Origin of the sequence: Kocuria sp. JC486, from assembly GCF_011602805.1 — a bacterium.
In the GTDB taxonomy this organism is placed as follows: domain Bacteria; phylum Actinomycetota; class Actinomycetes; order Actinomycetales; family Micrococcaceae; genus Kocuria; species Kocuria soli.
In genome coordinates this window covers 18,981-30,546 of sequence record NZ_JAAOZS010000028.1, presented here as the reverse complement: position 1 = coordinate 30,546, position 11,566 = coordinate 18,981, and the positions used below count along the sequence as shown (strand labels likewise).

Here is an 11,566-nt window from a genome sequence, read left to right as displayed (position 1 = left end):
ATGGTGCACATCCTTCCAGGCCGCCCTACGGGCAAGCCAGATCAGATGTCACCTATCGACGCGGCAGTCCCTGATCAGCGCCGTCTCGGCGCGCTTGCGTCGCTCGAGCAGCCAGTCGGGGACGTAGGTGCCGGAGCGCAGCTTTGGGATCGCGACATCGACCGTGCCCACGCGCGTGTCCAGCGGTCGGTGCCGGTAGCCATTGCGGCGCGCGAGCCGGTCGGGGCTGGGCTGGCCCCATTCGGCGCCAACCACCGCGTCGGCGTCGGCGGACAGCAGCGCGTTGATCATCGTCTGCAACAGCGAGCGCATCAGATCCGGCGACGCGTCGGTCAGGGCTTCTGCCAGCACACCGGCAGGGTCGACAATATGAGGAGCGGTCATCGTGATGATGCCTTTCGAGTGGGTTGTAGGAGATTCCTCGAAGGATCACACGGTGACCGCGTCTACGTCATCGTGACGAGCCGGGCCACCGGCGTTACACCACTATGCGGGACTCAACTCCGATCATCCCGTAGAGCACATCAGCGAGACGCCTGGCCAAGGCGATGACCGGTTGGTTATAGCGTTTGCCCCGGGTCGATTCTGGTCATAGTAGGCCCAGAAAGCAGCGCTGGCGTTGATTGAAGCGAAGACCGAGAGGAGCAGGCCCGCTTCAGGTGCCGGTTTTCGCGTCCGAGCACGGCCAGTTCAGTGGTCCGTTCGTCATCTTCCCTAGGTCCCCCCAAGTTGCCTGATCCGGGTCGATTCCATGGTGCCGGGCATTCTCTTTGATGGCGATCGTGAGCCATGTGCTCAACCCGGGCGCGATGTCGTCGTAGTGACAGCGGAACGCGTCATCGGCCACGTACATCCGACCCAAGAGAACGTGCCGGTCGTAAGTGCACGTGAAGTATGTGTCGATGGATGCCCGGTGCCGTTCAGCAAGCTGCATGGCCTCCGTCGACCGTGGTGCAAGCCCCTTGCGAACGGCGGTGCCAAGGTCTGCCTCAAGCTCCCGCACGGAAATGCTGATCGCTTCCCAGTCTTGCGTGGTGCGAGCCGCTGCGCGTTCGGCGTATTCGGTCCACTGGGCGCTGTCACCCCAGCGCGCACGTGCTTCTCGCGGCCACTGCGGATTCCAATTCGGGCCGAAGATCGTGACTTGCTCTTCGGCACTCAAGGGGAGGCCGTTCTGGTGCGCGTCGATCATGCGCTCCAAACCCTTCAACGTGGTTCGCTGGCGTTCAAGAGCTTGAGCAACCGCTGCACGTTGCTCACGAAGAAAGCGGAGGGTTGCATCGGCGTCCCACTCCAAAAGCGTGCGGATCTCATCCAGGCTGAGTTCCAGGTCCCGGTAGATCACGATGCGTTGGACGCGTGCGATGTCGGCCGCGTTGTAGAGGCGATAACCTGCCGGGCTGTGATGGCTTGGGCAGGCCAAGGCGATGTTGTCCCAGTGGTGCAATGTGCGCACCGTCGTGCCGGTGCGTCCCTCCACGTCACCCACGGTCAACCCCGGCGCCGGGCCGGGCTCAGGCGGGGTGTGCTGCGGGTGGGTCATTCCGTTGACCTCCGTACTTCGATGCCGATGTCCATCAGGCGTTGGGCAGCTGCGCTGGCCGGGTCGAGTGGGTTGGCGGCGGTCAGAACGACGCGCATGCCCTCCGGCGTTGTGACCTCGAGTACTGTGGAGTTCCACGGGCGCGCGAAGGGGCCGCGGGTACATCCTGGCACCAGCTCCTCACAGGCCGAACGGAGACCTTCGAGCTGGCTGCGCACGCAGGCCACGCTGAGCGTGGAGCGCACAGCTGTTTGCGGAGTGGGACATCGGCATGCCGTAGATCCCGCGATACACCTCTGGCGGTTGGGTGTCGGGGCCCGGCGCGGGGACAGGGCTGATGTCGAAGGCGCTGTAGTAGGTGCTCATGCCCCAACGCATCGACCATGACGCAGTGTGAGGGTCAAGGGGACAGGATTCGGCCGACGGCAGGCTGTCGGTCATCATGATGGGCGTGGAAAAGGACGTGGAAGAACCACCTGCCGACCGACGTCAGGAGGTGCGAACCGGCATTGCGCTGTCATTGGCCCCCGGCCTGGGGATGTTCCCGTTGGGGATCGCCTTCGGCCTGCTCGTGGTCCAGGCCGGATTGCCGTGGTGGTTGGCTCCCGCTTTGTCCACGGCGGGGTTCGCCGGGTCCCTGGAGCTGCTGTTGATCGGCCTCATGGGAAGTGGCACACCATTGGCGACGATCGCCTTGACCACCCTGTTGGTCAACTTCCGGCACGTCTTCTACGCCTTCTCCTTCCCTCTGAGGGTGGTTCGCAACCCGCTGGCCAAGTTCTATTCCATGTACGCCCTGATCGACGAGGCCTACGCCGTGACGGCCGCCAACCCCCGCGGATGGACCGCCTGGCGTCTGATTGCGCTGCAGGTGACCTTGCAGGCCTATTGGGTGGTCGGTGGCCTGGTGGGAGTCGCGCTGGCCTCCCTGCTGCCCGGGCCTGTCGAGGGGCTTGAGTTCGCGCTCTGTGCGCTGTTCATCACGCTCACCCTCGATGCCGCGAGGTCTTCCGCACAGGTGCCGTCACTCCTGTTGGCGGGGCTGAGCTTCGCGGTCGCCGTCGTCGTGGCTCCGGATGCGGTGCTGTTCCTTGCGCTCGTCCTGTTCCTGGCCATGTTGGTCCTCCGCTTCGCCGTGGCGGTTCGCAGAGGGAGGTTCGGTGATGCTTGAACCCGGCTACGTCGTGGGGGTGCTGGTGATCATCTTTGCGATCACGTTCGCTCTGCGCGCCGTCCCGTTCGCGATCCTCGAACCACTGCGGGAGTCGCGATTCGTGCTCACCATGGCGATCTGGATGCCCGTGGGGGTTCTGGCCGTCCTGGCGGCATCGACCTTCCGCAGTACGGCGGGCGCCGATCCGGGCAATCTCCTCAAGGCCGCGATTGCAACGGTTGTCACCGCCGTCGTGCACCTGACCTGCGGTCGGCGGACTCTGCTGAGTGTCGGGCTGGGGACCGTGACCTACGTGCTGCTGGTCAACCTTTTCTGACGGGCTCGCCGTATTCGGGCTCCGTGAAGTCGGCCGACTGGTCTACCGGTGGGAGTCGATGCGGTTCGAGTGTTCGGAAGCCGCCCAGGAGGCGAGCAACCGGAGGGCTTCCTCGGAGGCGCTCCCTGGCACAGCTGGGTACACGGTCAGCGCAAAGCCGGGGTCCTGGTCGAGTTCGATCGACTGATAGGTGAGCTCAAGGGGGCCCACCACCGGGTGGACGAAGGACTTGAGCCCCGCGTAGTGCTTGCGCACGTTGTGGGCGGCCCAACGGTCCCTGAACTCCTGGCTGCGCACGGACAGCTCACCCACAAGGTCCGTGAGTCGTTTGTCATAAGGGTTTCGTCCCGCCTCCCGGCGCAGCATCGCGACATTGGTGTCGGCCGCCCGCTCCCAGTCGGCGAAAAAGTTGTGGGCCCGGGGGTCCAGGAACACGTAGCGCGAGAAGTTGGGCGGGGTGCCCGTTCGCTCGTCGAGGTCCGGGTGCATGGCCCAGCCCAGGGCGTTGGCAGCGACCATGTCCATGGCCCGGTTGGTGATGTGCGCGGGAGCTGCGGTCACGGCGTCCAGCAGATACTGCAGTTCCGGGCGCACCCGGGTACCACTCTGGGGTTGACGACGACGGGCCTTGCCGTTGTTGGCCGTGACCGCCAGGTCGTGCAGGTGATCCCGTTCGCTGGGATCCAACCGCAGTGCGCCCGCGATTGCGTCCAGAACCTCCTCCGATGCCCCGCTGAGATTCCCGCGTTCGATGCGGGTGTAGTAGTCCACGCTGACCCCGGCCAGGTTGGCGACTTCTTCCCGCCGGAGTCCTGGGACGCGGCGTCGTCCGCCGATCGGGCTGATGCCCGCCTGATCGGGGGAGATGCGTCCCCGTTGGCTGACCAGGAACTCGCGGATCTCGGTCTTGTTGCGGTCGGCGGCATCGGGAATGCCTGAACTCGCCGGTGTGCTGTTCATGGGACCCAGGGTAAATCCGCCCGGGCGAGGTCAAAGAGTCCCTGCAGGAACCCCTTTGAGCGATGCACATGTCGAAAGGTATACCCAGGGGGGTATAATGGGATCATTGAAGAAGTACGACCGGGAAGGAGTCCCCGTGAAGATCGTTGTTGTGGGTGGCGTGGCCGGCGGGATGAGCGCAGCGGCCCGCGCTCGACGTCTGGACGAACAGGCCGAAATCGTGGTGCTCGAACGCGGTGAGCACGTCTCGTTCGCCAACTGCGGGTTGCCCTACTACGTCAGCGGGGAGATCCAGGAGCGCGGGAAATTGCTGGTCCAGACCCCTGAGTCGCTCAAGGCCGCCCTTGACCTTGACGTCCGGGTTCAACACGAAGTGACCGGTGTCGATCCTCAGGCCAAGACCGTGACCGTGCAGACGCCGGACGGCATTCAGACCTTGGACTACGACGCACTGGTGCTCTCACCCGGTGCCTCAGCATTGCGCCCACCGCTGCCCGGCCTCGATTCGCCCCGTGTCCGGACGCTGCGCACGGTGGACGACGCCTTGGACATGCGCGAAACCGTCGAGTCGGGAGCGCGCCAGGCGGTTGTGCTCGGTGGCGGGTTCATTGGTCTGGAAGCCGCCGAGGCCCTGAACATGCAGGGCCTGGAGGTCACCGTCGTCGAACTCGCCGAACACGTGCTGCCGCCGTTGGAGGCCGAGGTCGCCCACCCGGTGACCCGGGAACTGCGACGGCTCGGCATCACCGTTCGGTCCGGAGTGGCCGCCGAATCCGTGGAGCCCGGCGAGGCCCAGGACACCGTGATCCTGGCCGACGGATCCAAGCTTCCGGCAGACATCATCGTGCTGTCCGTCGGCGTCCGACCCGACACGAAGATCTACGAGGACGCGGGCATCACGTGCGAACGTGGCGCGATCGTCGTCGACGACCACGGGCGGACTTCCGCTCCCGGCATCTGGGCGGTGGGTGACGCCGTGCTGTCCACTGACGCCGTCACGGGGGCCAAGCGCCCGGTCGCCTTGGCGGGTCCGGCAAACAGGGCTGGTCGGCAGGTCGCGGACGACGTCCTCCGCCCGGATTCCGCCAGGCCGATCCCGACCGCCACGAGCACGGCCATCGTGCGGGTGGGGGAGCTGACCGCGGCCATGACGGGGGCCAACCGTGCATCCTTGGCGTCGGCGGGGATCGAGCACCACACGATGCACCTTCATCCCAACAACCACGCCGGGTACTTCCCCGGAGCCACGCAAGTCCACCTGCTGGTCCACTTCGCCGACGACGGTCGGCTGCTCGGTGCGCAGGCCACCGGGCAGGACGGCGTGGACAAGCGCATCGACGTCCTGGCCACGGCGATCCGTGCGGGGATGACGGTGGGGGACCTGATCGACCTGGACCTGGCCTACGCACCGCCCTACGGCTCCGCGAAGGACCCGTTGAACTTCGCGGGCATGCTGGGTTCCAACGTCCTGGACGGGACCGTTCCGCTCTGGCACGCCGATGAACTCGAAGAACGGCTACGGGACAGTCTGGTGCTCGACGCCCGCCAACCCGGCGAGCTCGAGGCTGAACGCATCCCCGGAGCGTTGAACATTCCCCACACCGAACTGCGCGAACGTCTGGACGAGGTGCGCCAGGCCGCTGGTGGCCGTCCCGTCCGGGTGCTGTGCCGTTCGGGGGTGCGCTCGGCGATCGCCCACCGGGTGCTGGCGCAGGCCGGCGTCGATTCGGCGTCGCTCTCCGGCGGAATGCTGACCCTGCTGGACACCTTGGGCGACCGCGCCCCCGAGGTCTTGGAGATCAATGCGTGAGCACGCGTTGCCACCACCACGCCACCAACCATCCGGACATCAACACAGGAGCTGAACCGACATGTGCCGAGCTGTGAAGTGCAAGGTCTGCGGAAAGACCACGTGGGCGGGATGTGGACAGCACATCGAGTCCGTCAAGAAGGGGGTACCCGTGGGCCAGTGGTGCGACGGCAACCACTCCCGGTCCGAGGTCGCCGCGGCCAATTCCAGTGGATCCGGGCAGGGTTTCCTCTCCAAACTGTTCGGGCGCTGACATGTTCTGAGCGCAACTGAACGTCGTGAAAGGGCCGGGGTTAAGGTGACGGACGTGACGTACGCCTGCACCCCGGTCCTTGAACATCCCGCGGTTCGTCTGGAGCCACTGAGCCACTCGCATCACGACGACCTGGTGGCGGCCGTAGAGGTGGACGGCCTCTGGCGCACCTGGTACACCTCCGTACCTTCGCGCGCGACCATGACGCAGGAGATCGACCGGCGGCTGAAGCTCCATGTCGAGGAGAAGATGGCTCCCTGGGCGATCATTCACCCCAAGAACGGCCGTGCCATGGGCATGACCACCTACACGAATCTGGATCCGGAGCAGCGGCACCTGGAGATCGGCTACACCTGGCTGGCGCGGTATGCCCAGGGCACGGGCATCAACCCGGCCATGAAGCTACTCCTGCTGCGACGTGCCTTCGAAGACCTCGGCTGCCTCCGCGTCGAGTTCCGGACCGATTGGCACAACCACCAGTCGCGGGCCGCAATCGCCCGCCTGGGTGCCAAACAGGACGGTGTGCTCCGCCAGGACCGCATCCGGCCGGACGGGACGATCCGTGACACCGTGGTCTTCTCCGTCCTGGACCACGAATGGCCTTCCGTGCGCAACGGGCTGGAAGGGCGCCTGGACCGGCATCGTCGCGCAGACGGTGAATGACGCTGGCGGATACACGCCGGTGAGTGCCGGGGAACGGGCCGTGCGCCGTCGCTCTCCGCATAGGCTTTCCGTGTGACTGAGCGCAACGATCTCCAGACCGAAACCGACTATTTCGCGGGGGACCCCCGGACCAATCGCGAGCGCATGATCGCCGGTGATCCGTACATCGGGGACGACCCCGTCAACGCCGAACGCACCCTCCTGGTCACCAGGCTCACCTACGAGTACCACCGTGCCGTGGCCCTGGGGGAGGGCAACGCCCAGGAGATTCTCGAGCAGATCATCGGTGACTTGGGGGAGGACGTGGTCATCCGTCCGCCGTTGAACGTCGACTACGGCGAGTTCATCTCGATCGGGGCCCGGACGTTCATCAACTTCAACTTCACCGCCCTGGACGTGTCGCCCATCCGGATCGGTGCTGACTGCCAGATCGGGCCCAACGTCCAGCTCCTGCCGCCCACGCACCCGATCGACCCCCGGCCACGACGGGACAAGATCGAATCCGGTGAACCCATCACCATCGGTGACAACGTCTGGCTGGGTGGCGGAGCCATCGTGTGCCCCGGCGTGACCATCGGGGAGAACTCGGTGATCGGGGCCGGCGCGGTGGTCACCAAGGACATTCCCGCCAACGTGGTGGCCGTGGGCAACCCGGCCCGAGTGATCAAGGAGATCTGAACCATGCCCGCCGAACCCAACGGGATGATGAGCGCACTGGCCGCCTCCATGGCCGAACGCACCGGCCGCACGGTCGAACAGTGGGTGGCGGTCGTCAACGACGACGGTCCGGATCCGCTCGACCAGAAAGCGGTCCGGGCCTGGCTCAAGTCCGAACACGGGCTGCCACAGAACACCCAGTGGACCCTCGCCGATGCCGCAGCGCGTGCCGCGGGGTGGCAGCCGCCCAGCACCGAGGCGTACGTCGACGCCCTCTACTCGGGCAAGAAGGCAGCCCTGCGGCCCCTTCACGACCCGGTCAGCGCACTGGCCCTGTCCATGGGGACCGACGTCACCGCCGAAGGGCGCGGTACCTACATCCCATTCGTCCGTCGCACCCAGTTCGCGGCCGTGGCTCCAGGACCTTACGGGCGGTTGCGTGTGGGGGTCCGGTTGCGCGCCGAGGTCCCCACGGTTCCGGGTTTCGACGTCGAACCCGCCAAGAACTTCGCCCAGGCCACTCACTGGGTGCATCTACATCAGGAGACAGCCGTGGACCGTGTGGAGGCTCTGGAGCCGTTGCTGCGCGCGGCATACGACCAGAACGGGTGACCCCGGCACGGAGGAAATCATGCGTCATGCGGTGCCTTTCCGGTGCCGAATGTGCTCGGATGGAAAACGGGCCCCGGTCGCCGGGGCAAGCCGGATGAACGTGGTCGACGGCGACCACCAACCATGTGACAGGACGTGATCATGACGGATTTCCAGGACAACGCGCGTGCAGCACTGATCGAGTTCGTGGAACAGAACCCCGGAGGTGTGCTGGCCACCCACCCGCAGTCGGGCGACTTCCCCGAGGCGGCCTGGATCAACCTGGCGGTCACCGCACCCAGGAATGCCGCGGAGCAGGGGGAGATCGTCTTCGGCACGGACCGCCGGTCGCGCAAAGCCCTCAACATCGGCGCCAGGCCGGAGGTCTCGCTCGTCGTCGTCTCCGGGCAGGGCCAGGAGATCCAGGTGGAGGCCCTGGCGCGGGTGCTCGGCGGTGACGACGCCGTCCGCGCGGGTGACGCGATCGCCGCAGCCCACCCCGAAGGTGGCGGAGATCCGGACTACGTGTGCGTTGTCGGCCTGAAACCCACGTGGGTCCGCTGGGTGGACGTGTCCACCACGCCGCCCACCATGCAGGATTTCGAGGTCTGAGTCCCGGAACGGTGGCCACCTCGCATCGGTGGCCACCGACTTCACGGGTCAGTCAGGAAACACATCCGGACCCGCGCCCGGACGCGAAACAACGGGAAACCGGGCCCGCCCGTGCGGGCGTTCATGACACGATCATGCGGTGGTCAACGACAGCACACGAGGCAACCAGGGGCACGGCTCATTCCCCGACCCGGCGGATGACGGCTCCGGGATCGGCAAGGGCCAGGGCGGTGCCTACGGCTGGGGAAGCAACCCCGTCAGCCAGCCCTCGACCGAGGAGATCCGTACGGTCAGCGCGCTGTTCCCGGGAAAGGCGTTCATCTCCACGGTGCTGGAGGCACTGGACACCAAGACCCGGATGACCGGTGGCCTGGTTCAGCGCTACCTGATGCGTGCCGCCATGGCAGGCATGATCGTGGCGATCTTCTACGTCACCAATTTCTCCCTGGTGGCGATCTTCAATGCCATTCCCGCGGGGGAGGCAACCCTTGCGGGAGTCGGGAGGATCCTGGGCGGACTGGCCTTCGGATGGGCCCTGGTGTTCATCTACTACACCAAGTCCGAATTGCTGACCTCGAACATGATGATCGTGTCCATCGGCGGGTACTACCGCAAGATCACGGCCTGGCGCGGGCTCAAGATCCTGGCTCTGTGCCTGCTCGGGAACTTCCTGGGCGGACTGCTCATCGCACTGCTCTACACGCTGTCCACGATCCCGCAGGGAGCCGCCGGTGAGGCCATGATCGCCGCCGTCGACGTCAAACTCGGCTACGTCAGCGGTGGCTGGGAAGGCTACGGCGACCTCTTCGTGCGCGCCGTGCTGTGCAACTTCATGATCAACCTGGCCATGCTGCTGATCTACAACGGCTTCATCCACGACGACTTGACCAAGGCGCTGTCCATGATCGCGGCGGTGTTCGTCTTCGCGTTCCTCGGCCTGGAGCACTCCGTGGCCAACACGGTGCTGTTCACCGTCGTCGGTCTCAACCATGGCATCGACGTCCTGGCCGCCCTGGCAAACGTGGGGGTGGCGCTGCTCGGGAACTTCGTGGGTGGCGGGCTGCTGATCGGCCTGTACTACGCGTACGTCAACGACGACAGCCACTACCGGCCTAGCTGGACCCGTTAGCCAGCTTCAGCAATCGGTAGCGGTTGACGGCGGCCTGGATCTCCTGCTGCCGCGGGGCGACCAAGTGCCCGGGATGCTCCTCCGGAGAACCGGTCAGGAAGCCCAGCCCGTGGGTGGCGATGCCGTTGACGATCCCTTGCGCGGCACGTTCCAGTGCCATGTTCGGACTGCTCGTGTTGGCTCCCGTGCCGTTTCCCGTGCCGGTCGTGGAGAGCCGGTCGATCGAGCATGCGATGGCTGCGGTTTGGCCGGCGTCCACGAGCTGACTCACGGCGCTCAGGTCGATGCTTTCCCTGCCCAGCTGGATCTCCGTGCGCCCCCGGGACCTGGCCGGTTTGGTTTTCGACGACGGCGCGAGGCTGTTCAACGCGACGATGCGGGGCGTCCGCGCCCGGAATGGTGCCACGTCCTGCCGGTGGAGGTCCGCGTCTTCTGCCTCGTCACCCCAGGGCGAGTCCGCCGCGATGTCCCGCGCCTTCTGCGTGACGTCCTGGGGACGGTAGGAGTCCATGGCGATCACCAGGTCTGCGACGTCGAAGAACGCCCCGGAACCACCCGCCACCAGCACCGTGGAGACCCCCGTGTGCTCGCGCATCGGTTGCACCCTCTCCACGAAGGGGGTGATGGGCTCCTTGTGGTCAGGGACCAGCCGCTTCATGCGCTCGTCGCGGATCATGAAGTTCGTCGCGGAGGTGTCCTCGTCGATCAGCACCACGGAGGCACTGGCTTCGATCGCCTCGACCAGATTGGCGGCCTGGGAGGTGGACCCGCTGGCGTTCGTCGTCGTGAAGTGGCGGGTGTCCACGCCCGTGGGCAGCCCGGAAATGAAGGGGGAGATGTCGACCCCGGTCACGGCGCGGCCGTCCTCGGAACGCACCGCGACGGCGTCGTCGCGGGTCAGGACCCACTCCCGGCCGTCCCCGGCGATGTGTGGGTAGACGCCGCTGCTCAGTGCTGAGAGCAGAGTCGATTTGCCGTGATAGCCGCCGCCCACCACGACCGTGATGCCTTCCGGGACGCCCATGCCGCTGACCGTCCGACCGCTGGGGAGCTCAAAGGTGGTCCGCAGCGACGGTGGGCTCTGGAACGCCACGGCGGAGTCCGTGAGGGGAAGGGAGGAATCACCCGCGCGGCGGGGCAGGATCGCGCCGTCGCCCACGAAGGCGACCAGCCCGCGCGCGGCCAGGGAGGACTGGAGTGCGAGCTGGTCGGTGTAGAGCCGCACGTGATCCAGCAGGGCGGCGTTGTCCCGGTGCTCCGGGGCCAGTGCGTGACTGAGGACTTCGGGCAGTCGTTGCGTGAGGATGCGGTCCGCCAACCGGCCCTTGATCCGGCGGCCGCCAGCCGGCAGCGCGAGGTCGAAGCGGACCTCGATCCGGTCGTCGGCGATCAGCACCGTGCTGCGTTCCAGGATCTCCGGCCCGCACGGATAGGCGACGATGGCGCCGGCACCGTCGTCCGAACCGCCATTGCCCCAACGTCCTCGTGGTGCCGCCGGGCGCCCCGTGCCGCGCGTCGACTCCCCGGTGCCGACCGACGCATGAAAACGCCGGGCCAGGTGATCGGCGGTGGCCACGCGCTGGTCTCGCGTGGAGGTGGCCTCCGAAGGCAGCCCGAGCGCATCCGGGGCGAAAACCGCCCGCATCCGGGACGGCGGTGCGTAGGGATCCACCTGGACGCGATCCACGCGCAGATGGAAATCACCGAGGTCGTAGGTGCCCTTGAGTCGCTTGTAACCTCCATAGCCTTGCCCGTCGAGTTCCTGGAGCGTCCGGTGCAGTGCCTGGAGATCGCGCATGGCCCCACTCTAGGGGCGTGCGGGTCGTGCGACGGCATGGGTCGGCAGCGTAGTGTTCAC

The 11,566-nt window shown here is 66.5% G+C and carries 12 protein-coding genes and 1 pseudogene; 9 read left to right on the top strand and 4 right to left on the bottom strand.

The features are described from left to right. Positions 1 to 72: 72 nt before the first annotated feature. Together GWK18_RS11765 and GWK18_RS11760 are read right to left on the bottom strand one after the other, a co-directional pair. Positions 73 to 384: pseudogene (locus tag GWK18_RS11765) on the bottom strand (transposase); the annotation flags it as partial. 271 nt (positions 385 to 655) lie between these two features. Next, positions 656 to 1,543 carry a MerR family transcriptional regulator gene (locus GWK18_RS11760; RefSeq protein ID WP_166835442.1) on the bottom strand — a complete coding sequence of 296 codons (888 nt, stop codon included), beginning with the start codon at positions 1,541 to 1,543 and terminating at the stop codon, positions 656 to 658. A 463-nt stretch (positions 1,544 to 2,006) separates the two neighbouring features. Between GWK18_RS11760 and GWK18_RS11750 the strand changes: the two genes are divergently transcribed. After that, the gene (locus tag GWK18_RS11750; RefSeq protein WP_348535944.1) at positions 2,007 to 2,714 is read left to right on the top strand and encodes an AzlC family ABC transporter permease; all 708 of its coding nucleotides are present in this window, start codon (positions 2,007 to 2,009) and stop codon (positions 2,712 to 2,714) included. Beyond that, complete coding sequence (locus GWK18_RS11745) at positions 2,707 to 3,033, top strand: AzlD domain-containing protein (RefSeq protein ID WP_166835438.1); 327 nt, start codon at positions 2,707 to 2,709, stop codon at positions 3,031 to 3,033. The genes GWK18_RS11750 and GWK18_RS11745 overlap by 8 nt, the downstream gene beginning before the upstream one ends. Positions 3,034 to 3,075: 42 nt before the next feature. Here GWK18_RS11745 and GWK18_RS11740 read toward each other — a convergent pair whose 3' ends face one another. Beyond that, positions 3,076 to 3,993 carry a helix-turn-helix transcriptional regulator gene (locus GWK18_RS11740; RefSeq protein ID WP_166835436.1) on the bottom strand — a complete coding sequence of 306 codons (918 nt, stop codon included), beginning with the start codon at positions 3,991 to 3,993 and terminating at the stop codon, positions 3,076 to 3,078. A gap of 136 nt (positions 3,994 to 4,129) precedes the next feature. Between GWK18_RS11740 and GWK18_RS11735 the strand changes: the two genes are divergently transcribed. From GWK18_RS11735 to GWK18_RS11705, 7 genes are all read left to right on the top strand, one after another. Beyond that, positions 4,130 to 5,803, top strand: a complete 1,674-nt coding sequence (locus GWK18_RS11735; RefSeq protein WP_166835434.1) for an FAD-dependent oxidoreductase — start codon at positions 4,130 to 4,132, stop codon at positions 5,801 to 5,803. 61 nt (positions 5,804 to 5,864) lie between these two features. Next, on the top strand, positions 5,865 to 6,056 hold the full coding sequence (locus GWK18_RS11730) for a hypothetical protein (protein ID WP_166835432.1): 192 nt from the start codon (positions 5,865 to 5,867) through the stop codon (positions 6,054 to 6,056). 54 nt (positions 6,057 to 6,110) lie between these two features. Continuing rightward, positions 6,111 to 6,719: a GNAT family protein gene (locus tag GWK18_RS11725; protein WP_166835430.1), complete on the top strand. Its 609-nt coding sequence runs from the start codon at positions 6,111 to 6,113 to the stop codon at positions 6,717 to 6,719. A gap of 144 nt (positions 6,720 to 6,863) precedes the next feature. Next, positions 6,864 to 7,397 (top strand): sugar O-acetyltransferase, encoded by a 534-nt coding sequence (locus GWK18_RS11720; protein WP_166835451.1) that lies wholly within the window; start codon positions 6,864 to 6,866, stop codon positions 7,395 to 7,397. A 3-nt stretch (positions 7,398 to 7,400) separates the two neighbouring features. After that, entirely contained in the window at positions 7,401 to 7,988 is a 588-nt protein-coding gene (locus GWK18_RS11715) for a DUF5655 domain-containing protein (protein WP_209280952.1), read from the top strand. Positions 7,989 to 8,129: 141 nt separating this feature from the next. Further along, positions 8,130 to 8,579 (top strand): pyridoxamine 5'-phosphate oxidase family protein, encoded by a 450-nt coding sequence (locus GWK18_RS11710; RefSeq protein ID WP_166835428.1) that lies wholly within the window; start codon positions 8,130 to 8,132, stop codon positions 8,577 to 8,579. A gap of 139 nt (positions 8,580 to 8,718) precedes the next feature. Then, on the top strand, positions 8,719 to 9,708 hold the full coding sequence (locus GWK18_RS11705) for a formate/nitrite transporter family protein (protein ID WP_348535943.1): 990 nt from the start codon (positions 8,719 to 8,721) through the stop codon (positions 9,706 to 9,708). On the opposite strand, the gene GWK18_RS11700 is transcribed toward GWK18_RS11705, so the two are convergent. Beyond that, the gene (locus GWK18_RS11700) at positions 9,692 to 11,506 is read right to left on the bottom strand and encodes an ABC-ATPase domain-containing protein (RefSeq protein ID WP_166835426.1); all 1,815 of its coding nucleotides are present in this window, start codon (positions 11,504 to 11,506) and stop codon (positions 9,692 to 9,694) included. The two genes, GWK18_RS11705 and GWK18_RS11700, sit on opposite strands and share 17 nt — an antisense overlap. Between the last annotated feature and the right edge of the window lie 60 nt (positions 11,507 to 11,566).